Below are 22,751 nucleotides of genomic sequence, written 5' to 3' on the forward strand. Positions count from 1 at the left end.
AGGTCTGGCTGTTTACGATCTATTATACTCTGTTTTATGGGCCGCCAAAAGATTTTGACTATTTTGTCAAAAAGTCTTGTACTTTGATTTTTTTCAAAATATAATGCTAGGTAACTGGTCTTATTACCCAGTCATCAGATGATCATATCATCTATAGAAACCGCTTACATACAACGCCAGTTTATGTTTCAAGGAGGGGTTTGGGATGCTATGGACACAGGCATATACGCCTATAGGGGGAAATTTGCTTTTATCAGCGCTTGCCGCACTTGTACCGATTATTTTCTTTTTTTGGGCACTCGCGATTAAACGGATGAAGGGGTATACAGCGGGCTTGGCCACATTGGGGATCGCCCTTGTCATTGCTGTATTGGTTTATCGGATGCCTGCGGAAAAAGCGCTGATGTCGGCGACACAAGGAGCCGTTTACGGAATATTGCCGATTGGCTGGATCATTGTGACGTCTGTTTTTTTGTATAAAATTACTGTGAAAACGGGGCAGTTTGATATCATTCGCAGTTCGGTTCTCTCGATTACTGATGACCGGCGGCTTCAAGCCCTCTTGATCGCTTTTTCATTCGGGGCTTTTTTAGAAGGGGCAGCAGGCTTCGGAGCGCCTGTCGCCATTTCTGCCGCGCTTTTGGTCGGTCTCGGCTTTAATCCTCTTTATGCGGCGGGGATCTGTTTGATCGCCAATACGGCGCCTGTCGCCTTTGGCGCAATTGGAATTCCAATTACAGCCGTAGAAGGGCCGACAGGGATTCCGGCGATGGAGATTTCACAAATGGTCGGGCGGCAGCTGCCGTTTTTATCCGTATTTATTCCTCTTTATTTAATCATCATTATGAGCGGGTTCAGGAAAGCCTTGGAGGTCTGGCCGGCAATTCTCGTATCCGGTGTTTCCTTTGCTGTTGTTCAATATCTCAGTTCCAATTTTTTAGGGCCTGAGCTGCCTGATGTTTTGTCAGCTCTTGTTTCAATGGCTGCGCTTGCTGTGTTTTTGAAATGGTGGAAGCCGAAAACAACATTCCGGTTTGCCGGTGAACAGGAATCGGCCGCCGCGATTGAAACGGCGCGAACGAATCCGACAGCGCCTGCGTACAGTGGCGGACAGATTTTCAAGGCTTGGTCGCCATTTCTGCTGCTGACGGTGATGATTTCCGTATGGGGCATTCCATCTGTCAAATCCGCGCTGACCGGGCATTATGAAGGCTCTGCTGTGTTCTTGACATGGCTGAATGCTGTTGGGGAAAAACTGACTTTTGCCCCTGGTGTGCCTTTTTTGAACAATCAGATTGCCAATGCTGACGGTACGCCGATTGAAGCGGTTTACAAGCTTGACGTGCTCGGTTCAGCCGGCACCGCCATCTTGATTGCCGCTGTGCTGTCAAAATTCATCACGGCAATTTCGTGGAAAGACTGGGGAGCCGTTTTTAAAGAAACAATTCAAGAGTTAAAGCTTCCGATTTTGACCATCGCATCTGTGGTTGGTTTTGCCTATGTCACAAACTCCTCAGGAATGAGCACGACACTCGGGATGACACTCGCGCTGACGGGTTCGATGTTTACCTTCTTTTCGCCTGTTCTCGGCTGGCTCGGCGTCTTTATTACCGGCTCGGATACTTCTGCCAACCTGCTGTTCGGCAACCTGCAGAAAGTCACCGCGTTATCGGTCGGTATGGACCCTGTTCTGTCTGTCGCCGCCAACTCTTCAGGCGGTGTCACAGGAAAAATGATTTCGCCGCAGTCGATTGCGGTGGCATGCGCCGCGGTTGGACTCGCCGGAAAGGAGTCAGATCTTTTCCGTTTTACCATTAAACACAGTCTGTTTTTGCTGCTGCTCGTTTGTATCATCACCTTTTTGCAGCATCATGTGTTCAGCTGGATGATTCCTTAAAAAAACCTCCCAACACGGGAGGTTTTTATTTATACCGTTTTCTCGCTGCCGAAGACGGAATGTTCATCTGATCGCGGTATTTAGCCACGGTGCGTCTCGAGATTTGGATGCCGTGCTGTTCATATAGCAATTCGGCAAGCTTTTGATCTGAGAGCGGTTTTGTTTTGTCCTCTTGATTGATCAGGTCTTCAAGATGCATTTTGACTGCATAATTCGACGCATCTCCATCTCCTGAAGCCTCGGCTTTTGCTGAGAAAAAGAGTTTCATCTCAAACAGCCCGTAAGGCGTTTGGATCGTTTTTCCTTTAATGGCCCGGCTCACAGTTGATTCATGAAGGCTTAAGCAGTCTGCTATCTCCCTGAGAGTCAGCGGTTTCATTGCGCTTCGCCCTTTCAGAAAGAAATCCTTTTGGCGTGTGATCAGCTCATTGATTATCCTCTTGATGGTCTGTTTTCGCTGCCGCAGCGCGCGGCTCAGCCAGCGCCATTCCTGATATTTCGCGGATAAATAAGAGACAGTATCCTGACAGGAGCCGGATGATAAAAGCGTACTGTACTGCGGATGCAGATCGATTTCGGGAAACGAGCGGGTATTCAGCTCCGCTGCAATGTGCCCGTTTTTTACGGTGATAAAAATGTCAGGCTCGATATACACATCTTGCTCTGGCCGGGCAAACAGAAGACCCGGTCTTGGATGAAGAGCCGCTATATCATCTGAGATATCCTGAATGGTATCAAGCGGAATTCCAGTCTCCACTGAAAGCGCTTTCCACTTTTTTTGCGCAAAAGCATCAAAATGAGCAGAAACAAGCATTTCCGCGTGTTCATTTCTGTTCGGCAGCCGCTGTAATTGAAGAAGGATGCATTCCTGCAAAGATCTCGCGCCGATTCCAGCCGGCTCTAGTGACTGGAGTTTTGCCAAAACAGCCTCTGTTTCGTTGGCCGATACAGATAAGCGCTGTGCCGCCTCCTCCACATCTTCTTCCAAGTATCCGTTTGAATCAAGCGAATAAATCAGATAATTAAAAATCTTTTTTTCAGTGTTTGACAGATTCATATCGAGTGACTGCTGTTTTAACGCATCCTGCAATGTTTTTTGCGGATCACTTAATTGAAGGCCCGCTTCCTGTGCATTCATCCTGTTTTTATTTGTTTTATGGTAAGATAGTGGCGGTGTGTCTGTTTCCTTTCGTTCAATAAGAGGGTTTTCCAGTGAGAGCTCATCAATGTACTCGGCAAGCTCTGCCGAATGATAGCCAAGCAGCGTGATGGCCTGCCTGAGCTCCTGTGTCAGTTGAGGCTTTAATACTTGTACTTGCTGAAGTTTCATATCCATCTTGCTCACTCCCCTTTCTTCATTGTACATGATTGAGATCACACCGTATACATTTATGAAAAAGGAGCTGCCAAAGAAATGTCTGAACTTTTTTCCGTCCCTTATTTTATTGAGAATTTAAAACAGCATATTGAAATGAATCAGTCTGAGGATAAAATCCACGCGATGAACAGCTACTACCGTTCCGTCGTCTCAACGCTCGTGCAAGACCAGCTGACGAAAAACGCTGTCGTCTTAAAGCGGATTCAGCATTTAGATGAAGCATACAACAAAGTCAAACGTGGAGAATCAAAATAAACCTTCCGCTCACACGTGAGCAGGAAGGTTTTCCTTCTTTGAGGCGTCCTGGATGAGCCGGGTGCTTGGCACTCCTTCCATCCAGGTATGAAAGTAATTGGCGTTTTTCCCATAGGAATTATCAATGACCGTGTTTTCTTTTTGAAGAAGAGAAGACAAGATGTGGCCGTGCAGCCTTGATGTTTCCACCGATTCGTAACGGCTGAAAAACCGAATGGCTTTTTTGACGATATAATCCGAGTATTTTCCCCATATATACGCAATAGGCAAAGGGTTGCCCGCTTTTTTGTTCAGGACGTTGAGCGTTTGCAGAAAAGCGATCGTCCGGCGGTCTGAAGCTGACAGGACCGTGCGCCAGTCGTAGCTCTCCGCTTTAGCGTGTTCCTGAAGCTCCTGGTTTGCTTCATGATCTGTTCGGATAAATCTCAGCTTTTGATTAGACGGCTGCTGCGTGGGAATGACGGGAAACAGCTGATGAGCCATATCAGGCAGAAGCTGAATGTGATTTCTTGAAAAATAAGCCTGTGCCGTAGCATAGGAGGCTTTTTCCCTTGTCATGATGTGGAGATTCGCATGCTTAGAAAATATCTCCGCCGTCCGCTTGAGGTTGTCTTTGTTTTGAAAATAAATCGATTGCGGCAGGATCACAATTTTGTGGTTCGGATAGGTTTGGATGATTTTCTCTCTAAAGCCTTGATAATACGGATACAGATCCCCGAAGTTTCCGCCTCCCTGGCAGACGATGATAAGATTAGGGTCCAGCTTTCGCCCGACTGGAAAATTGTCAGGATTCCAGCGTTTTCTGACCCGAATCCCGTGTTCTTGAAAGAAGGCTTCTGTTCCTTTCATAATAAATAAATCCCCTACATTCCCATATAGAGGATAGTCCGCATATACGATCTCAGATTGTTTCGGAATGACGTCGAGCAGCCCGGACAATTTCTGTTTGAGGCTGATCATCGAATGCTTGCTGTCCATTTCTTCACCTCGGCATTTTGGAATAAGTGCAGTAGCACGTCAATGACCCGATCTTGCTCATCTTCTGTCATATTTGACCCGGATGGGAGACAGATCCCTTGCTTGAAAAGCTCTTCGCATACGCTTCCTGTATCTTCATGGGAATAAAACAAAGCAGGATCGAACAGCGGCTGGGTATGGAGCGGCTTCCACAGCGGACGGGCTTCAATGTTTTCTTCAGCAAGATGTTGAACTACGTCATAGGGGCTGAGCCCGTTATCAAGCGTGAGCGTGGTGAGCCAGCGATTGGATACGCCTGCTGCGTACTCCGGCATAAAGCGGACGCCGGCTAAGTGACCGAGTGCATTTTTATATCTCGTAAAAATGGTCCTTCTTTTCTCTACGCGCTCATCCAGCACCTCGAGCTGGGCAATGCCCACACCGGCTAAAATATTGCTCAGCCTGTAATTATGCCCCATTTCACTGTGCTGATAATGAACAGCCGAGTCACGGGCCTGCGAAGCGAGAAATCTTGCTTTTTCCATTGCGGCTTCATCATTTGAAACAAGCATCCCTCCGCCTGATGTGGTGATGATTTTGTTCCCGTTAAATGAATAAATGCCGAAGCGCCCGAATGTCCCGCTTTGCTTCCCTTTGTAGACTGTTCCGAGAGATTCGGCTGCGTCCTCAATGACAGGAACTCCGTATGCATCACACAGGCTTACAATGTCATCCATTTTCGCGCTCTGCCCATATAGATTGACGGCAATAACGGCTTTTGGCAGAGTTCCGTTTCTTTTCGCTTCCTGCAATGCTCTTTCAAGGGCTTTCGGCGACATGTTCCATGTGTCAGGCTCAGAATCAATAAAGACGGGCACCGCTTTTTCATATAAAATCGGATTGGCGGTTGCTACAAATGTGAAGGACTGGCAAAACACGCTTTCTCCTTCTTTTACGTCAAGCAAACGCAGCGCCAGATGAATCGCAGCCGTTCCAGAGCTGACCGCAGCTGCTGCTTTTACACCGACGCGTTCTGCCAGCTGTTCTTCAAATAAATTCACGAGCGGCCCAAGCGGCGCGATCCAGTTTGAGCGAAAGGCTTCCGAAATATAGTGCTGCTCCCTGCCGCTCATGTGAGGGGGAGATAAGTAGATTTTTTTATGCATAGAATCATCCTTTGTTTGATGTTTGAATGGAAGAAATGATGCGTGCCGGTGCCCCGGCCGCCGTTACCCTGTCCGGTATGGAACGGATTACCGCAGAGCCGGCGCCGACAATGCTCCAAGCCCCGATTGTGATCTGCGGTATGACGGACGCACCGGTTCCAACGTGAGCGCCTTCCTGAACGGAAACCGCTCCTGACAGTGTGACACGCGGGGACAGATGAACGTAATCGCTGATTTGATTGTCGTGCTCTGCCACTGCGCCCGTATTGATGATGCAGTGGGCACCGATGCGCGCATCCGCCTGAATGATTGCGCCCGCCATGATCACTGTCCCTTCCCCGATAGCAGCCGATTTGCTGACGATGGCTGACGGGTGAATCAATGTAATAAAATCATCTTTCTTCAGTCCCAGTCGCTCAGTCAGCTGTTTTCTGACACTGTTATTTCCAACAGCAATCAAAAACAGCACATCGGGAATGAGCCTGCGCAATTCACTAATGGCTTCCGGCGGGCCTGTGTACCATTCTTTTCCGCCTTCGAACGTTTTGAATTTATCATCCAGCACCGCGGCTAAACGCGTATCTGCGCGGGCGTTAATCAGCTCTCTGATCACCTTTCCGTGTCCGCCGTCACCCACAATGGCCACGTTTTTCATGAGGACACATCTCCGCTTCCGGTAAACCGTTCCGCGGTCACATGATTGGTTTGCTGAATCCCTTCTGAAACAAGAACCTTTCGCACCGTCAAACATAGAATTTTCAAATCGAGAAAAAATGATCGGTTGTCAACGTACCAAACATCTAATTCAAATTTCTTTTCCCAGGAAATCGCGTTTCTGCCATTGATTTGCGCCCAGCCTGTGATACCCGGCTTCACCTCGTGGCGCCGTGCCTGTTTTTCTGTATAAAGGGGCAGATAGTCCATCAAAAGCGGCCGCGGCCCGACAAGGCTGAGATCGCCTTTCAGAACATTCAGAAGCTGCGGAAGCTCATCAATGCTTAGCTTTCTGATCAGCCTGCCTGTTTTCGTCAGCCTAACTTCATCGGGCAGCAGATTTCCTTCACTGTCCCGTTCATCCGTCATTGTCCGGAACTTATACAGGGTGAACGGTTTGCCGTGCAGGCCCGGCCTTACTTGCTTAAAGAAGACAGGTGATCCTATTTTCAGCCTGACAACGGCGATGGTGAACAAAATGATCACACTCGTACAGCACAACAAAAAAATGGCGGCCGTCAGATCAAAAAGTCGTTTCAGGATCAAAGATTCACAGCTCCTTTCGTTTTTCGAAACCGTTTTAGTACCAGCTGTCTTTCCTCTTTTGTACAAACGAGCATAAAAGCGAAAACAGTGTAGCAAAAGCTGACTGTCACTCCCGTCGCTATCAGTGACGTCCAGCCGTCAATCTTCACAACAAACTGCAGGGCCTTACAGACCGTCCAGGCAAACACAGCGGCTGAAAGAGGCCCGATGATGCCTTTAAAGAACACGTGCTTTTTACAGCCTGTAATGCGGGATACAAAAAGCGGCGTGAAGACGGCATTTTTTAAAATAAGGGAAATCGCCCCGGCCAATGTTATGCCGTACAGACCGAGATGAGCCGGCCCGCTCAGTGTGACGGCCAGCACCACATTCACTGCGCCTAACAGCAGGGTAACAATCGCCGGTGTTTTTTGTTGATTAAAAGCGGTCCAAATATAAAACAGCGGCATAAAGGCGAGGCTGATCACCAAGTATCCGGCATGAATAAATAAAAGCGGTGCTATCGACGAAAAGGACGGTCCGAGCCAGATTGTCAGAAAAGGCCCCGCCAACCCGCCCAATAAGGCAGCAGGAAGTGCAAGCAAAAGGCCATTCAGCCTCACTGCCTTATTGGCGTAATTCATCAATCCGTCCATATCGCCTTTTGAATAATATGAAGTCATGATAGGCGCAAACAGGGATGCGACCGTTCCTGCCAAGCTGCGCAAAAGCAGCGGAAACTGGATAATCGCCGCGTATTTCCCGGATGCGGACGCTCCAAGCATCAAATTGGCGGTTAACAGATCAATCTGCAAAAAAAGCAGGACGCCGATTTGATTGACGGAGCTCCATGCGCCCGCTTGAAACAGCTCCTTGCTTGTGCGGAATGAAAGATCCTTCATACGGAACGAAAACCATGGAATCAGCTTTTTGAAGAAATAGAAAGACAGTACAGACGCGATGACAGCACCAGCTAAAGCGGCAAGCTGGATCTGCCAGATTTTTGGCGCAAAGCATGCAAACAGGAGCAGCACAGACAGCACGCGTACAAGCATTTGCACCGCCTGAATGGAACTTGTGATGTAAAGGCGGTTGGCATAAAATGGTGCAGCCCCGAAACCAGCCGTCAGAAACGTTAAGATAAACAGCAGACTGCCGATCAAAATCGACACACGCACATCAGCCAAAAGCGCTTGCGGCACATTCATGACTCGGTCAACAAAAAAAGCCGAGCCCGCAAGCGGCAGCAAGAGAAGCAATGAAATCAAAACAGAGGCCGCTAAATAATTGCTGATATACGCATTTGCTTTCTCCCGCTCTCCCCTGTGGGCAGCAACAGAAAAGAAGCGAACGACAACCGAGCTGAGAGCCACGGTGATAATCGAAAAGTAATTAATCACATTTTGTGTCAAGTGAACAAAGCCGAACGCTTCCACACCGAGCGTTTTGACAATAAAAGGCGTCAGCCAAACCGACAGGAAAACAGATAAGAGAAAAGCCGTAAGATTCGCGCTGAAGTTTATCGTGAATTTCATGCCTGCTTCGCACTGCCTTTCATCGTCCCCCGCTGCTCGAAAAACAGCTTGATGAGAAAAGTGAGCCGCCATTTACACAGTGCTAATATCAAACGCTCTCCTCTTAATAATTTCTCATGCTGAAACGGTGTATGTCTGACAGCCTGCCGCACCATGTCATAGGACAAAATCTGTCTGATCTTCTTTTTGATGTCTTTCGGCGAATTCGGAGAAGCACAGGCATTTGCCAAAAGCATCGGAAGCTGGTGCCTGCAAATGTACACATTCAGATCTTCTTGGCATGCGCCTGCTAAGCCATAGTGATTGTAGAATGCGATTTTAGCCTGATATTGTTTTTGAAGATGTTCATCCATCGCCGGCTTATAAGGAATTTCTGTCAGGCTGTTCGGGTTTTCACGATAAATGTACAATCCTTCATCAAGCATTTTCACCCGCTCCGCTTCGCGAAAAGCGGACAAATTGAAGGGAGAGTCTTCAGCAAAACGGATGTCTTCCTCAAACATCAGATTCGCCCTATCAAAAAGCTCACGGCGGTAAAGATAACGCCATACATACCAGATAAATCTCGTTTCGTGAGCATATTTAAGCCGTTCAGTCATTTCCGATTTTGTCAGCACGCGGTTTGCCTCAAGCTGCGGCGCCACATATGTCCGCCTGTCCGGTGACTGCTTGTAAAAACCGCATCCGGCGATGTCGAGCTGATTTTGCTCCGCTTCTTCAGCCAGTCTCTGGAACATGGCGGATGATACATAATCGTCTCCGTCGACAAAGCCGATGTAAGTGCCCCGCGCGGCCTTTATTCCCGTATTTCGCGCTGAACTAAGCCCGCCGTTTGATTGATGAATGACCCGGATTCTCACATCCCGTTTTGCATAATCCTCTGCAATTTCGCCTGACCGATCCGGTGTTCCATCATTCACGAGGATGATTTCAATATCAGAAAGCGTTTGGCCAAGCAAAGAATCAATGCATTCCCCTATAAATGGTTCAACATTATACATCGGGACAATAATGCTGACGAGCGGGGTCATTGCGCTTCACCGCTGATTTTGTCACGCAGACCTTTAAAATACACATCTCTCGGAAAGCCGGCACGGGGTGTTTCTTTTGTTAAAAGCTCATTTACTGCGGCTGTTACACGCTCCGGCTCCGGATGTTCAATCAGCTTCATGAATGGGATGTCTTTGAGCCATTGATAGCCTTCCATCACCTTATGGTCAAAGGAGCGAATAACAACACACGGCGTTCCTGTCAGCGCGCAAAAAATCATGCCATGAAGCCTGTCTGTGACGACGGCTTCTGCGCTTTGCAGCTTAGACCACAGTGCTTCAAGCTCTTGTTCCCGTGTATCGCGGCTGACCCGGCGCCCAATCGTTGTCGTAAAGGAATTGATCTCGCCGAATTCCTCATATAGCGCTGCCTTGACCCGGTTTCTCTGCTCCTTCTGAAGCACGCTTTCCTGGTCCTCGCGCAAACACATATAAACCCCTTCGCGCTCTGCGGGGGCCTTGCTTCTGTCTAAATACAGCACCATGTCCGGCTGCTTCAGAATTGTTTTTTCTTGAAAATGCTGTTTCATAAATTGATACGTTGTTTCATCCCGCGCCATCAGCAACAGGCCCGGGTGCGAATTATAAATTTTCTGTGCCCGCTTCAGCTCTTTCCGCCCTTTTTTCGTGTCGGAAAAATGAGCCGTTGCCGGAAGCTGGACAACCCGATAGTCATGAAATGTTTTAATGATGAAGCGGCGTGTCCACTCCTCATAACGGTATAAATCCCCCATGTTTCCGCCGCCGATGATAAAGACCATATCCTTCGGATGGCGCGAGCGGATCAGGTTTTTTGCTGATTTGTAAATGTCCTTCATATCGACCTCGATGATGTCAAAGTCCGGGTATTCTTGCTCAAGAAATGTCTTGCTGGCATAAGCAATTGCGTGATCTCCCAAATTGTCATGTGACGGCAGCAGGGTCAGTATGATTTTTTTCTGATGTGCTGCGGCCTTTACCGGCTGGTCTGCCGCTCCCAGCCAATATTGGGACGGGTATTTGACCTTAAGCAGCAGCCATTCTGCAAAATTAATTTTCAACGATTGTAACGACATGTCCTCACCCTCTGTTTCTCATTTTGTACTCGATCACCCGCTGATACACAGCCGATGCCATCGCGACGAACGGAATCATTCTGTATTTCGCCATCAGAAGCAGGCATGACCGTTTTGCGTCAAAAGGCGCTGTTCCCGTTTTTGAAAGACTTTCTTGAAACACCGGGTCCGCGCATATCACGCCAACATTTCTAAGCTTTTCAAACAGCCGGCGGCTGCCGCTCGTTTTCCATTCATTCAGCATACAGATGCTGCTGTGAAGAACGATAAAGGTATCAAGCTCCTTGCGGTACTCCTCCAGTTTGTTGTTCTCCTGTAAAAACGCCGCATTCGCCTCATACAGCGCAAGCCCTGATTCAAACAGTTTTTTCTGATAGCGCTGCACAATGGAGGAAAGGTGAATTCGGTAATGATAGAGCGGCGCTTTTACATAGGATACCGAGCGGGCGAAAAAATGAGCTCTGAAGCTGAAAAACTGATCCTCGACATGCTCCAGCTCGCCTCGGAGCGGAAACGACAGCCGATGGGCTTCAATCATGCTTCTTCTGTACAGTTTGTTCCATGAAAACCCTCTGACCTTCCCTTCGAATAATGCCTTGATATAATGCTCCTTTGGCTGATCCTGATAGGTTTGGGCAATGTCTGAGTCCATGGTTTTGCCAGTATCCTCAAACTCCGCGGCGTAATTGCAAATGACCAGATCAGTTTCATCGCCTGCTGCGCGGAGCATCTGCTCGCAATAATCAGGCTCGATCCAATCGTCTGAATCGATAAACGCGATAAATTCGCCGCGTGCAGCTTTAATGCCTTTATTCCGAACCGCACCGAGCCCCTGGTTTTCCTGATGAATCACCTTAAACCTGTTGTCCATTTTGGCGTATTCTTCCGCGATATCCGGGCTGGCGTCAGCTGAACCGTCATTGACGATGATGATTTCAATATTGTCCACTGTCTGGTTCCGCAGTGATTCGAGACACGTTCTGATATATGTTTCTGTGTTATAAACAGCGACTAACAGACTAACCGCAGGTGTTTCCATAATGACCGGCTCCTCGTGCATAAATTACCGGGAAAAAATCGTTCTGTAAGGCAGAACCGATGAATCAACCGGCATAAGCAAATAACTGTAAAGAAAATAACAAACAACGATAGCAATATAGATAAGAGCATTCGATTTTTCATCAAATATCCTGACGAAATAAGGGACTAGGATCATTTGATACAGACCGAAATAAATATTGAATCTGGCAAAAATCACGTCCTTTGTGGCCAAAAGGCCGAACAAAAAACCTAGCAGGCACAAATTGACGACAATATCAATTTGCGGCCACAGACTCCGCAGTCGTTCTTTATAGCAAAATGCAAGGAACAGCGGCAGAACCAAAACAGCGATTTTGATCACATTCATTCCATTTGTGTTTGTCATAAGCCATTTTTCATAATGGCTGTATGAGCTGTTTTCAAGTACAACGACAAACACAGAAATAAATTTTTGATATAAAAAGGTCATGCCGAGAAATAAAGCGGATAGGCCGAATATCGCCGGAGACCAGGCTTTTCTTCTGACAATAAAGTACACTGGAATCATAATCAGCGCGGACGAATGAAAGAGCGAGCTGACCAGCACAATGAGAAAATATCGCTTCCAGTTCCCGCTGATGATATAACGGAGCGCCCAAAACAAAACAGCTGCCACCATGTATTGCCTGATGCCGTTAAAAGACGCGTAATAATGAAAGGTTCCCAAAAATAAAAAGACACTCAGCTCAAACGGCCTGCCATAATCGGCGAGTGTCTTCATAATAAAGCTATAGGTCACGACCGCAACCGTAAAATACATGATTTGCGGATCTTCTGTGATAAAATTCATCAGCCAAAGGAGTGCGGTAAACCCCGGATCTGTCGCCGTTTTCGCTGTGCCGAAACCGAATATCTGCCACACATTTTGATAATCGCCCGCCAATTCGTACAGCAGCGTGTACGTCTGAAAATCCGTGCCAACTCGATAGCGGAGGCCTGACACGAGCACAAGTGAAGCGAGTGGAATCCAGATCAAAAGCTTATTCGGCCGATACCCCGTGGCAAGCGAATCGTCACGGCCGCCGCACATTTTAGCGAACCAAGACCAAACAAAGACAATCCCCATATTGACGGCATATACAATCATCGGTTATTGTCCTTTTCCGTGCGGATGTTGTATACATTCAGCAGCGCTCCTACATTTTGCTGTGCATCGTAGCCAAGTTGGGCGAGTGTTTCCTTGATGAGCTCGCGCTTCGGCCTGCCTGCGGCGGCCGCTCTTGCAATGGTTTCAGCCCAAACGCTGATCGGCTCAGAGAGACTTAATCTTGTGACAAGCCCGAGCCCGGCGTCGACTTTTTCTGTAATGCTGTCTGAAATGATGCATGGAAGCCCCGACGCCTGCGCTTCCACAAGCACAACCGGCAAGCCTTCGTACAGAGAAGGCATAACAAATACATCGAATGTACGCATCAATTCATGAATGCGGTCTTCAGTGCCTAAAAAGAGAACCTCTGACAACAGATCTTGCCGCCGCGCCTCCTCCTCTATCTCCCCTCGCAACGGCCCGTCTCCTGCGAGAACAAACTGAAAGCGAACGCCTCTTTCTTTGAGATGTGCGGCAAGCTTCAGGAGAAACGCATGGTTTTTCACTTCATGAAACCGGGCCACATGGCCAATGATGAGCCGGTCAGCTGCAATACCGCGGGCTGTTTTTTCTTCATCAGCCGCCTGCCCATTTGGGGCGAACAGCTCAAGATCAATCCCGTTCGGAAGGAGGTGAACACGCTCCCGCTCCATGTTGGACTGTCCAAATAAAAACCTGCCCGCATCCTCTCCGCAGGCACACAGTGCAGTGGCATTCGCCAAGATGAGCCGCCTGAACACCATCAGCTGCAAGCGATCCTTCCAATTGAAGCCGGTCTTCCAAGACGTATTGTGGGAATGGCAGACCCTGATCGGCACTCCGGCGAGCCTTGCCGCAAGAGCGATAAAACCCGTTTGGAAATCTGTATGCGCATGAACGGCGCTGAACGGCCCGTTTTCTTTTATCGCGTTACTCACATTCCTCACAAATGTAAGGGGATTGCTTTGCCCAATGCTCGGGACATAAAAAAGCCGCCCGCCTAAGGATAAAATCTCTTCATCGTAAGCGCACGGATCATTTCGATACGTTAAAAAATCAAATTGTACTTTGCTTCTGTCCATTTTCCGATATAAATTCATCACCATGGTTTCCGCGCCGCCCCTGTTCATGCCGCTGAGAACATGGAGCACGCGTTTTTGGCCGCTATTCATGCTTGACAAGCCCTTCCTTTTGGTTCATTACCCTTTTTTTGTGGTAGCGATTCATCACGGCTGCGGGCATAAACGCGCGGATTAACGGTTTTGCGATATATATGTAATCAGATATAGGAAGCTTCAAGCGTCTGCACGCCTGATAGACAAGGATGGCATTGTCGATCGAATACGTAAATGACCGCCGTTTGAATGCATCGCTGTCTTCCCTCACTTTATACAAGGCTTCCTGAAGATTATAGCCCCTGAAGCCCTCTTCAAAAAAGCGAAGCCACAAATCGATATCCTCCATTCGTCTCGTCCTGCGCACCGACCGGTAGCCTTTCAGCGTGCGGTAGGCACTCGCTCTCATCATAATCGTGCCGTGGCAAAATGGGGTCCCTTTTGCCATGACGCCCGGCTCCGGAACAGAAGGCAGGATGCGGGTGCCTCTTACGCCAAATTCATCAAACACAAGCATGCCGGTGCCAACCACCTGATAGTGGCGGTGTTTTTCTAAAAACGCGACCTGCTTTTCCAGACGGCGCGGAAACGAAAGGTCATCTCCGTCCTGACGTGCGATATAATCGCCTGTCGCATGCGAAAGACAATGATTTAATGATGCGGCAAGCCGCTTGTTTGTTTTGTTTCGAATCAGTTTGATGCGGTCGCTATAATGAGCGGCATACTGCTTCGCGATGCGGAGCGTGCCGTCTGTTGACGCATCATCGCACAAAATCAGCTCCCAATTTTTATAGGATTGGCTGAGTATGGATTCTATGCTTTCTGCCAACGTGCGCTCGCAATTATAAATGCCCATAATGACAGAAACTTTCGGTCCTGAGTTCATACGCTTTTCTCCTTTGTATCCATATCCATGTACGCGGAATAAATATCTGCCATTTCTTCCACCGTTCGCGCCTCCGAAAAGCGCAAGGCTGTTTTTCGGCCTTCCTGTCCAAGCTTTCGGCAGAGTTCCGGCTTGTGGTAAAGCTGTTCAATCCGGCGGGCAAAAGCAGCATTGTCACCGATTTTGACCAGAAAACCGTTTTCTCCGTCGCGGATGATTTCCCGATGCCCGCGGTTATCTGTGGCGATCGCCGGTTTTTCTGCCGCCATTCCCTCAAGCACATTCATGCCAAGGCCCTCTCTCATGCTGGATGCGACAGATACATCTGCAAGCTGAATCAGCTCATGTATGTCGCGGCAAAAGCCGTAAAAACGGACATTGGCGGAAGCGCCAAGCTTTTCAGCTAACGTTCGATACGTTTGTTCCATTGCCCCTTCCCCGGCAAACACAAGGCGGAGCGAAGGAATGTTTTCTTTCAGCAAGGCTGCGGCTTCAATTAACAGCTTCTGATTTTTGTTCACATTAAGCTCAGCCGGATAAACCAATATAAAATCATCTTCACGGAATCCGTGTTTTTCTCTGAGTCTTTGCTGCTCTTTCGGGCTAACAGGCCGGAAACGCTCGGTATTGACGCCAATGCCGTGTATTTTCTGCGTCCTTCCGCCCGGCCTTTGAAGTCCTTTCGCCCGTGTATAATCCTCTTCATTGATCGTGATCAGGCAGTCCGTATATGCTGAAAGCCACTTTTCGACCGGATAGTATAGAAGCCAATTTTTCATCGGTGCCCCTTTGCAGAAGTGAAAGCCGTGCGCTGTGTACAGCACCTTTGTTCCGCACCGCCGCGCCTGCCGCGCCGCCAGCCTGGCGAGAACGCCGCCTACCGGTGTATGGCAATGAACCATGTCGTATTCATGGGTGTCGATCACTTTCTTCAGCTGCCTATAAACGGACAGATTCTGAGGGTGAAATGGTGACCTGCGAATCGGGATGGAGAATTTCTCATCCACATACGGCAGCTTGGTTTGTCCGCTCGCGGCGACATGAACCTCCCAGCCCATTCGCTTGAACCATTTAAAATAAGGGAGGTGAAAGGCCTTAAAATGATAATCAACAGTCGCGCAAAACAATATCTTTTTCGTCATTTTCACTCCCCCTAATGAACACTGGCAGCCGTCATGTTGTCTGATGTATTGATTGCCGCAAACAGCCTCGCTCTCAGGTCGGCTTCCGACAGTTCAGTGAAATCCTCGATAAAGCGCATCAGCACCGGCCAGTCGCCGTCTACCGCTTTGCCGATATGAATTTTTGGAAAGACTTGTTCAGCGTGGACTTCATTTTTGTTCAGTAATTCTTCATACATTTTTTCGCCGGGACGAATGCCTGTGAATTCAATTGGAATCTGCTCTGTCGTGTAGCCTGACAAATGGATGAGGTTTTTGGCCAGATCCACAATCTTTACGGGCTCTCCCATATCGAGAACGAAAATCTGGCGCCCTTTCGCCAATGCCCCAGCCTGAATCACAAGCCTTGATGCCTCGGGAATCGTCATGAAATAGCGGGTCATTGCCGGATGTGTTACTGTCACAGGGCCGCCTTTTTCAATCTGTTTTTTGAAAATCGGAATGACGCTGCCGCGGCTCCCGAGTACATTGCCGAAACGGACAGCAACAAATTTGGTACTGCTGACTTTTCCAAGATTCATAATAATCATTTCCGCGAACCGTTTTGTCGCCCCCATTACATTGGCTGGATTCACCGCTTTGTCCGATGAAATCAGCACGAATGTCTCAGTTCCCGACATATCGGCTGCTTCCGCGACATTTTTTGTTCCGATAATATTGTTTTTGACCGCCTCTTCAGGATTGTGTTCCATTAAAGGGACATGCTTATGGGCAGCTGCATGGTAGACAACATGCGGCTCGTACTTTTTCATCAAGGTAAACATTTTATCGCGGTCCTGCACATCAGCGATTTCCGTATGGAGCACAATGTGTTTGCCGAATCGTCCATTCAGCTCTGTATAAATCGAATGAATGCTGTTTTCCCCATGGCCGAGCAGAATGATTTCCTTAGGCAAAAACGCGCTGATCTGCCGGCAGATTTCCGAGCCGATTGATCCGCCCGCTCCCGTGACGAGAACTGTTTTTCCTTTGATGCGGTTTGAAATTTCGCTAGTGTCGAGGGTCACCGGCTTTCTGCCGAGCAGATCCTCAGCTTTTACATCTCTGATTTGTCCGGCAGTTCGTGTGCCGAGCAGCATTTCATCAAAATGAGGCATAATTTTAATGCTTACTCCGGTTCGCACACATTCTTTATATAACACCTGAAGCTCATGGGTGCGGAGTGAAGGAATGGCAATAATAATATAGTTAATTTTGAGCTTTTGCACCGCAGGCATGATACTTTCTTTTCCGCCGATTACGGGCAGCCCCATGATTTCTAATTTATGTTTCGTTTGGTCGTCATCAATAAAAGCGACAGGTATGATATCAGGTTCATCTTTGGAAAGCAGCTGCCTGACCATCAGAGTCCCGCCTGAGCCCGCCCCGATAATCAGCGCGCGGGATGAGGCGCAGCGTTTTTTTCTAATGCTTTCGTTTAATACTCTGGATAAAATACGCGTCCCTCCAATGGACAAAAGCTGAAGCACCCAGCACGCGGTTAACAGACGAAAGAACATCGTATGATACACAGCATACTGAATGACGCCGGTCACAGCGGCGGAAAGCGTAATGCCTTTAAGCAGGACAAGCAGCTCGCCGAGCCCGGTGTATGTCCACACCTGTTTATACTGATTGAACAGGAAAGCACACACATGATAGCTGAGGAGCAAGCTGACAGCGGTAAGCAGTAATGCTCCGGAGTCATAAAATTGATAGGAATCTTTTAAAAATTGATATCCTGCAATAACTGAATTTAAAACGAGGTAAGTATCCAGCGCAATAATCATTGACAGTCTTCTCCGGTAACTCAACCTATTCCCCCCTAATTCTTTTATCGGTTTAGCTGCGGCGGTTTTCGTCTCTCCAAAACATCGGCAACAGCTAAACCGACAACACGTCCTATGTATATATCAGATAAGTGGGCATTTAACCCATCCTCACGCCCCGCCAGCGACGACCAGCATCTAAGGCAGCAACTTCAGCTGCCCACAGCAGAGCCGAGTGCCTCCATTGATACAGGTCAGGAGACATCACCTTTCCAAAAACTAGTAGGAATAGTGTTCCGATTTTTTCATTTTCTTTTTGTTTAAAAGAGCGCCTAACAGCTTCGCATTGGATTGTTCCAGTGCATCTTTTGCTTTCAAGACGGTATCGGTTTTTGTTTTTCCGCTTAAAACGACGAGCACGCTGCCGTCTGTCTGATTTGCTAGAATCTGAGCATCGGCAACAGCCAAAAGCGGAGGGGAATCAAAGATGACGAGGCTGAATTGTTCATAGATGTCAGATATTAAATCTCCCATTGCTTTTGAAGACAGCAGTTCAGCCGGATTTGGCGGGGTCGGGCCGCTTGTCAGGATGTATAAGTTATCGATCGGCGTCTTTTGCACCGTCTCACTGAGTGAAGCATTACCGACCAGCACATTTGTCAGCCCGGTTACATTCTCAACCTGAAACGTCTGATTGATGGTCGGCTTTCTTAAATCGGCATCCACCAGCAGTACTTTCTTTTCCTGCTGCTGCGCAAAGACAGCCGCAAGATTCGCTGCACTGAACGATTTACCTTCACCAGGCACAGAGGAGGTGACGAGGATGGATCGCAAGTTGGTCTGGACAGATGAGAACTCAATGTTTGTCCGGATGGTGCGATATTGTTCCGCAACAACTGATTTATTGTGTAAAACAGATATTTGAGCCAAACCTCGCCTTGCTTTCTTTTTTCTAAAGATCACTCGCTTCACTCCCCGAAATGTTTTATCCCGCGATTCCGCCCTTTTTGAACATCAGGAACGGAGCCTAAGCATGGCAATCCGGTTCTCTCGCTGAGCTGCCGTGCGCTTTTGCATGTATCATCGAGAAAATGCAGAAAAAATGCCAGTGTAATGCCGCCCATGACAGCAGCGCCAAAAGCCATGACCATATTTCGCAGCCGGGCCGGCTTGATCATCGGGCTTTCCGAAGCCTTCGCCTCTGATAATATATGTACGCCTTGTACATTCATTCTTTCATCTACTGCTCTTTCAAACTTGTTCACTAATGTGTTCGCAATCTCAGCCGCTTTCGCCGGATCGTGATCCTGGACGGCAACGGTGATAATTTCTGATTCATTTTCACTGCTGGTGATTACTTTTCCTTTCAGCGAGGAAGCCGATTCAGATAGGTGCAATTCCGCCTTGACCTCTTCCATCAAGGCAGTGCTTTTCATAATCGATTGGAACGTGCTGCTATACTGAAGATTTCGCTGGATGTCACTGAGATTCGAGTTTTCTTCACCGTCTGATTCATGAATCAGCACCTGTGTCGACGCCTGATAGGTCGGTGAAATAACCTTAAATTGCACAAAACCCGTAATCAGGGTAACGCCGATTGTGATGAGCAGAATCAGCACGAATCTGTGTCTGACAATCGCATATAATTCTTTAAAACTCATATTCTCATTCATGTATTCATAGCCTTCAGCCTTCCCGCGGCTGGCTTCCCGCGCCCCTTTCTGTTAATGATTGGATTATAAAAGAAAATAGTATTATTTAAAAATTGCAAAATAAGCCAATAAGTTCTTTTTAGAGAACAAAATCATGATTTTCCTCTAATTTACTGCACTTCCCTTATTATTTTAAATTTTATAAAGAACGAATAATTCCTTATAATGAACAAAATAACGACAGGAATAGAGGAGAATTTCACATTATGATTGGAAGAATTATCCGTTTATACCGTAAAAGAAAAGGCTATTCTATTAATCAGCTGGCGGTTGAGTCAGGCGTATCCAAATCCTATTTAAGCAAGATTGAAAGAGGCGTTCACACGAATCCATCCGTTCAATTTTTAAAAAAAGTTTCGGCGACACTTGATGTGGAATTAACAGAATTATTTGACGCAGAAACAATGATGTATGAAAAAATCAGCGGCGATGAAGAGGAGTGGCGCGTACATTTAGTACAAGCCGTACAAGCTGGAATGGAAAAGGAAGAATTGTTCACTTTTACGAACAGACTCAAGAAAGAACAGCCTGAAACGGCTTCTTACCGCAACCGTAAACTGACCGAATCCAATATAGAAGAATGGAAAGCGCTGATGGCGGAAGCAAGAGAAATCGGCTTGACTGTCCATGAAGTCAAATCCTTTTTAAAAACGATGGGAAGATGATGATCGGCTAGAGGGCTAACGTTCGCACCTTGAGGGTAAATCTGTTTATAATGGGTGAAAAAGGGAGAGGACACAATGACTCATCAAACAGTAACGACTCAATACGGCAAAGTAAAAGGCACAACGGAAAACGGCGTACATATATGGAAAGGCATCCCCTTTGCCAAGCCGCCTGTCGGACAATTGCGTTTTAAAGCACCTGAGCCGCCTGAAGTGTGGGAAGATGTACTTGATGCTACAGCCTATGGCCCTGTTTGCCCGCAGCCGACTGATTTGCTTTCACTATCGTATACTGAACTGCCGCGCCAGTCCGAGGATTGCTTGTATCTCAATGTATTTGCGCCTGACACACCAAGTCAAAACCTGCCTGTCATGGTGTGGATTCACGGCGGCGCTTTTTATCTTGGAGCGGGCAGTGATCCATTGTATGACGGATCAAAACTTGCGGCGCAGGGAGAAGTCATTGTCGTTACACTGAACTATCGGCTGGGGCCGTTTGGCTTTTTGCACTTGTCTTCATTTGATGAGGCGTATTCCGATAACCTTGGGCTTTTAGACCAAGCCGCCGCACTGAAATGGGTGCGGGAGAATATCTCAGCGTTTGGCGGTGATCCCGATAACGTAACAGTATTTGGAGAATCCGCCGGCGGCATGAGCATTGCCGCGCTGCTCGCAATGCCTGCGGCAAAAGGCCTGTTCCAGAAAGCCATCATGGAAAGCGGCGCTTCTCGAACGATGACGAAAGAACAAGCGGCGAGCACCGCGGCAGCCTTTTTACAGATCCTTGGGATTAACGTGAGCCAACTGGATCAATTGCATACGGTTTCTGCAGAAGATTTGCTAAAAGCGGCGGATCAGCTTCGGATCGCAGAAAAAGAGAATATCTTTCATCTGTTTTTCCAGCCCGCCCTTGATCCGAAAACACTGCCTGCTGAACCAGAAAAAGCAATAGCAGAAGGGGCTGCTGCCGGCATTCCGCTATTAATCGGAACAACCCGTGATGAAGGATATTTATTTTTCACCCCTGATTCAGACGTTCATTCTCAGGAAACGCTTGATGCTGCACTCGAGTATTTATTAGGGCAGCCGCTGGCCAAGAAAGCCGCCGATCTGTATCCGCGTTCTCTGGAAAGCCAGATTCACATGATGACTGATTTGTTATTTTGGCGCCCGGCCGTTGCCTATGCATCCGCACAGTCCCACTACGCCCCGGTTTGGATGTACAGGTTCGATTGGCACTCGGAGCAGCCACCGTACAATAAAGCGTTTCACGCATTAGAGCTTCCTTTTGTCTTTGGAAATCTGGATGGGTTGAAGCGGATGGCAAACGCGGAGGTTACGGATGAGGTGAAACAGCTTTCTCACACGATACAATCAGCATGGATCACGTTCGCTAAAACAGGAAACCCAAGCACCGAAACTGTGAATTGGCCGACGTATCACGAAGAAACGAGAGAGACGCTGATTTTTGATTCGGAGATTGTGATCGAAAACGATCCGGATTCTGAAAAAAGGCAGAAATTATTCCCTTCAAAAGGAGAATAAACATGAGGAAAACAGGATATATTGGTGCTGCCATTGTTGTGGCAGCTTGTATCATTATTTTGTCGGCCGTGTTATGTTTACGGGACACAGCCTATTACCAGCCTATGCGCTGGACTGGCATCACACTGTTTTTCACGGGAATTATGATGGTTCCCACATACTCAGCAAAAAGAAAACCCGGAAAAGAGAAGTAAATCTCTTTTCCGGGTTTTGATGTTTCTTATAATTTTCCCGCACGAATATCGTCTGTCATTCCTTCATAAGGAGCCTTCGAAATCACTTCTTCATTGTCGACTCCCTCATTTTTCAGAAATGTAATTTCCGCAAATTCAGGTACAACGTATTTTGGATACGTTTCATATTTTTCGCGTGATTCTTTCATCAAGTCAATGTGGTCATTTTGGTAGCACACTGTAATTTCAGGATGTTCATGCACCCATTTCGGGAAGAAAATAATGCCGTGCATGCGTTTTTCATTTGGCATAAAGTTTAATGAAACATCCGTGCCAGTCGGCTCTGTCCAAGACACTTTATATACGCCTTCTGTCAGTTTGACAATATTCACTTCCTGATCCCGAACCCAGCGTCCGGCAACCATTCCGCTATGAATTCTATAATCAATTGTATGGTCGTTTTTAATATAAATCTCGTATTCCCATCCGTTTTCATACGTATAAATCATGTGGCTTCCGATAAAGTTGTCCATCTTTCACACTCTCCTTAGTCTTTTACTGTACTTCATAAATGTCTAGTCGAACGTAATCAGGGGTTCTTTCTGCGGAACCGATAAACAAGCGGTCATGCAGCCATTGATAGGCTTCACTGCCTGTTTCAAACGTCGGTACCATACGAAAATAAATATGCTCCGGATCAATGATTTCCCCGGCTGCCGCTTGTTTTCGAAACGGCTCGCTGACTTGCCGTATTCCATTGTTTTCAATGTAAATCAGTTCATGATCTGCTGTTTCGATTACATACCTGGCAGATAAATCGGTTCTGCCGTCAGCACGAATCATTTGCGAATCGGCGCCGCCCGGCAAAATACGTCCCTTTACTTCCCCGGTTATTGTTCCCGAACGAATCGAAATAAATCGTCTCAGCCCCAGGCCTGTCTCACCAATTGTGATAGGCGGATCAACCTTGATTTCTAAAGAGGCGAATGGTTTTAAAACCGGCTTCTTCAAGAGCACCACCTCACCTTCAGAAAAAAATCATGTAACTA

Annotated in this window: 23 protein-coding genes; 5 read left to right on the top strand and 18 right to left on the bottom strand. The window is 47.6% G+C overall.

Annotated features, from left to right (window positions below; genetic code table 11):
- Window positions 1-205: 205 nt before the first annotated feature.
- Entirely contained in the window at window positions 206-1,897 is a 1,692-nt protein-coding gene (gene lutP, locus JQX68_RS17495; protein WP_147772551.1) for an L-lactate permease LutP, read from the top strand.
- Between the two features lie 25 nt (window positions 1,898-1,922).
- Here lutP and rpoN read toward each other — a convergent pair whose 3' ends face one another.
- A complete protein-coding gene (gene rpoN / locus JQX68_RS17500) occupies window positions 1,923-3,233 on the bottom strand; it encodes an RNA polymerase factor sigma-54 (RefSeq protein WP_205440360.1) in 1,311 nt (436 codons plus the stop codon).
- A 78-nt stretch (window positions 3,234-3,311) separates the two neighbouring features.
- Between rpoN and yvfG the strand changes: the two genes are divergently transcribed.
- Window positions 3,312-3,530, top strand: a complete 219-nt coding sequence (gene yvfG, locus JQX68_RS17505; RefSeq protein WP_003219905.1) for a protein YvfG — start codon at window positions 3,312-3,314, stop codon at window positions 3,528-3,530.
- Window positions 3,531-3,539: 9 nt separating this feature from the next.
- On the opposite strand, the gene JQX68_RS17510 is transcribed toward yvfG, so the two are convergent.
- From JQX68_RS17510 to JQX68_RS17580, 15 genes are all read right to left on the bottom strand, one after another.
- Window positions 3,540-4,508, bottom strand: a complete 969-nt coding sequence (locus tag JQX68_RS17510; protein WP_136653771.1) for a polysaccharide pyruvyl transferase family protein — start codon at window positions 4,506-4,508, stop codon at window positions 3,540-3,542.
- The gene (locus JQX68_RS17515) at window positions 4,487-5,653 is read right to left on the bottom strand and encodes a DegT/DnrJ/EryC1/StrS family aminotransferase (RefSeq protein ID WP_205440361.1); all 1,167 of its coding nucleotides are present in this window, start codon (window positions 5,651-5,653) and stop codon (window positions 4,487-4,489) included. The genes JQX68_RS17510 and JQX68_RS17515 overlap by 22 nt, the downstream gene beginning before the upstream one ends.
- A gap of 4 nt (window positions 5,654-5,657) precedes the next feature.
- Window positions 5,658-6,308 (bottom strand): acetyltransferase, encoded by a 651-nt coding sequence (locus JQX68_RS17520; protein ID WP_136653773.1) that lies wholly within the window; start codon window positions 6,306-6,308, stop codon window positions 5,658-5,660.
- The gene (locus JQX68_RS17525; protein WP_014480945.1) at window positions 6,305-6,913 is read right to left on the bottom strand and encodes a sugar transferase; all 609 of its coding nucleotides are present in this window, start codon (window positions 6,911-6,913) and stop codon (window positions 6,305-6,307) included. Before JQX68_RS17525 ends, JQX68_RS17520 begins: the two co-directional genes overlap by 4 nt.
- Complete coding sequence (locus JQX68_RS17530; RefSeq protein WP_205440362.1) at window positions 6,910-8,427, bottom strand: MATE family efflux transporter; 1,518 nt, start codon at window positions 8,425-8,427, stop codon at window positions 6,910-6,912. Before JQX68_RS17530 ends, JQX68_RS17525 begins: the two co-directional genes overlap by 4 nt.
- A complete protein-coding gene (locus JQX68_RS17535) occupies window positions 8,424-9,458 on the bottom strand; it encodes a glycosyltransferase (protein WP_147772554.1) in 1,035 nt (344 codons plus the stop codon). Before JQX68_RS17535 ends, JQX68_RS17530 begins: the two co-directional genes overlap by 4 nt.
- Entirely contained in the window at window positions 9,455-10,531 is a 1,077-nt protein-coding gene (locus JQX68_RS17540; RefSeq protein ID WP_205440363.1) for a polysaccharide pyruvyl transferase family protein, read from the bottom strand. Before JQX68_RS17540 ends, JQX68_RS17535 begins: the two co-directional genes overlap by 4 nt.
- A 4-nt stretch (window positions 10,532-10,535) precedes the next feature.
- Window positions 10,536-11,570, bottom strand: a complete 1,035-nt coding sequence (locus JQX68_RS17545) for a glycosyltransferase family 2 protein (protein WP_136653777.1) — start codon at window positions 11,568-11,570, stop codon at window positions 10,536-10,538.
- 24 nt (window positions 11,571-11,594) lie between these two features.
- On the bottom strand, window positions 11,595-12,698 hold the full coding sequence (gene epsG, locus JQX68_RS17550; RefSeq protein ID WP_069838682.1) for a biofilm exopolysaccharide biosynthesis protein EpsG: 1,104 nt from the start codon (window positions 12,696-12,698) through the stop codon (window positions 11,595-11,597).
- On the bottom strand, window positions 12,695-13,849 hold the full coding sequence (locus JQX68_RS17555; RefSeq protein ID WP_136653778.1) for a glycosyltransferase family 1 protein: 1,155 nt from the start codon (window positions 13,847-13,849) through the stop codon (window positions 12,695-12,697). The genes epsG and JQX68_RS17555 overlap by 4 nt, the downstream gene beginning before the upstream one ends.
- Complete coding sequence (gene epsE / locus JQX68_RS17560; protein ID WP_040081750.1) at window positions 13,842-14,678, bottom strand: glycosyltransferase EpsE; 837 nt, start codon at window positions 14,676-14,678, stop codon at window positions 13,842-13,844. The genes JQX68_RS17555 and epsE overlap by 8 nt, the downstream gene beginning before the upstream one ends.
- Window positions 14,675-15,820, bottom strand: coding sequence for a glycosyltransferase family 4 protein (locus JQX68_RS17565; protein WP_136653779.1), 1,146 nt, complete (start codon window positions 15,818-15,820; stop codon window positions 14,675-14,677). Before JQX68_RS17565 ends, epsE begins: the two co-directional genes overlap by 4 nt.
- Window positions 15,821-15,831: 11 nt before the next feature.
- On the bottom strand, window positions 15,832-17,652 hold the full coding sequence (locus JQX68_RS17570) for a polysaccharide biosynthesis protein (RefSeq protein ID WP_205440364.1): 1,821 nt from the start codon (window positions 17,650-17,652) through the stop codon (window positions 15,832-15,834).
- Between the two features lie 234 nt (window positions 17,653-17,886).
- Window positions 17,887-18,570 (bottom strand): protein tyrosine kinase EpsB, encoded by a 684-nt coding sequence (gene epsB, locus JQX68_RS17575; RefSeq protein ID WP_040081747.1) that lies wholly within the window; start codon window positions 18,568-18,570, stop codon window positions 17,887-17,889.
- Window positions 18,571-18,575: 5 nt separating this feature from the next.
- The gene (locus JQX68_RS17580) at window positions 18,576-19,280 is read right to left on the bottom strand and encodes a YveK family protein (RefSeq protein ID WP_069150359.1); all 705 of its coding nucleotides are present in this window, start codon (window positions 19,278-19,280) and stop codon (window positions 18,576-18,578) included.
- 245 nt (window positions 19,281-19,525) lie between these two features.
- Here JQX68_RS17580 and slrR point away from each other — a divergent pair, with 245 nt between their 5' ends.
- The 3 genes from slrR (at window position 19,526) to JQX68_RS17595 (ending at window position 21,723) form a co-directional block, all read left to right on the top strand.
- On the top strand, window positions 19,526-19,984 hold the full coding sequence (gene slrR / locus JQX68_RS17585; protein WP_147772557.1) for an HTH-type transcriptional regulator SlrR: 459 nt from the start codon (window positions 19,526-19,528) through the stop codon (window positions 19,982-19,984).
- Between the two features lie 75 nt (window positions 19,985-20,059).
- Window positions 20,060-21,529, top strand: a complete 1,470-nt coding sequence (pnbA, locus tag JQX68_RS17590) for a para-nitrobenzyl esterase (RefSeq protein WP_147772558.1) — start codon at window positions 20,060-20,062, stop codon at window positions 21,527-21,529.
- Between the two features lie 2 nt (window positions 21,530-21,531).
- Entirely contained in the window at window positions 21,532-21,723 is a 192-nt protein-coding gene (locus JQX68_RS17595) for a hypothetical protein (protein ID WP_069150361.1), read from the top strand.
- 26 nt (window positions 21,724-21,749) lie between these two features.
- Here the strand turns inward: JQX68_RS17595 and padC are convergent, their stop codons facing one another.
- Window positions 21,750-22,235 carry a phenolic acid decarboxylase gene (padC, locus tag JQX68_RS17600; RefSeq protein WP_147772559.1) on the bottom strand — a complete coding sequence of 162 codons (486 nt, stop codon included), beginning with the start codon at window positions 22,233-22,235 and terminating at the stop codon, window positions 21,750-21,752.
- 22 nt (window positions 22,236-22,257) lie between these two features.
- Window positions 22,258-22,713: a DUF3237 domain-containing protein gene (locus tag JQX68_RS17605; protein WP_147772560.1), complete on the bottom strand. Its 456-nt coding sequence runs from the start codon at window positions 22,711-22,713 to the stop codon at window positions 22,258-22,260.
- Window positions 22,714-22,751: the final 38 nt, after the last annotated feature.

It is taken from the genome of Bacillus sp. LJBS06 (genome assembly GCF_016924995.1).
Classification (GTDB): Bacteria; Bacillota; Bacilli; order Bacillales; family Bacillaceae; genus Bacillus; species Bacillus stercoris.

Coding starts and splice junctions, on each gene's coding strand:
- lutP (WP_147772551.1), top strand. CDS start 206: ATGCTATGGACACAGGCATATACGCCTATAGGGGGAAATTTGCTTTTA.
- rpoN (WP_205440360.1), bottom strand. CDS start 3,233: ATGGATATGAAACTTCAGCAAGTACAAGTATTAAAGCCTCAACTGACA.
- yvfG (WP_003219905.1), top strand. CDS start 3,312: ATGTCTGAACTTTTTTCCGTCCCTTATTTTATTGAGAATTTAAAACAG.
- JQX68_RS17510 (WP_136653771.1), bottom strand. CDS start 4,508: ATGGACAGCAAGCATTCGATGATCAGCCTCAAACAGAAATTGTCCGGG.
- JQX68_RS17515 (WP_205440361.1), bottom strand. CDS start 5,653: ATGCATAAAAAAATCTACTTATCTCCCCCTCACATGAGCGGCAGGGAG.
- JQX68_RS17520 (WP_136653773.1), bottom strand. CDS start 6,308: ATGAAAAACGTGGCCATTGTGGGTGACGGCGGACACGGAAAGGTGATC.
- JQX68_RS17530 (WP_205440362.1), bottom strand. CDS start 8,427: ATGAAATTCACGATAAACTTCAGCGCGAATCTTACGGCTTTTCTCTTA.
- JQX68_RS17535 (WP_147772554.1), bottom strand. CDS start 9,458: ATGACCCCGCTCGTCAGCATTATTGTCCCGATGTATAATGTTGAACCA.
- JQX68_RS17540 (WP_205440363.1), bottom strand. CDS start 10,531: ATGTCGTTACAATCGTTGAAAATTAATTTTGCAGAATGGCTGCTGCTT.
- JQX68_RS17545 (WP_136653777.1), bottom strand. CDS start 11,570: ATGGAAACACCTGCGGTTAGTCTGTTAGTCGCTGTTTATAACACAGAA.
- epsG (WP_069838682.1), bottom strand. CDS start 12,698: ATGATTGTATATGCCGTCAATATGGGGATTGTCTTTGTTTGGTCTTGG.
- JQX68_RS17555 (WP_136653778.1), bottom strand. CDS start 13,849: ATGAATAGCGGCCAAAAACGCGTGCTCCATGTTCTCAGCGGCATGAAC.
- epsE (WP_040081750.1), bottom strand. CDS start 14,678: ATGAACTCAGGACCGAAAGTTTCTGTCATTATGGGCATTTATAATTGC.
- JQX68_RS17565 (WP_136653779.1), bottom strand. CDS start 15,820: ATGACGAAAAAGATATTGTTTTGCGCGACTGTTGATTATCATTTTAAG.
- JQX68_RS17580 (WP_069150359.1), bottom strand. CDS start 19,280: ATGAATGAGAATATGAGTTTTAAAGAATTATATGCGATTGTCAGACAC.
- slrR (WP_147772557.1), top strand. CDS start 19,526: ATGATTGGAAGAATTATCCGTTTATACCGTAAAAGAAAAGGCTATTCT.
- pnbA (WP_147772558.1), top strand. CDS start 20,060: ATGACTCATCAAACAGTAACGACTCAATACGGCAAAGTAAAAGGCACA.
- JQX68_RS17595 (WP_069150361.1), top strand. CDS start 21,532: ATGAGGAAAACAGGATATATTGGTGCTGCCATTGTTGTGGCAGCTTGT.
- padC (WP_147772559.1), bottom strand. CDS start 22,235: ATGGACAACTTTATCGGAAGCCACATGATTTATACGTATGAAAACGGA.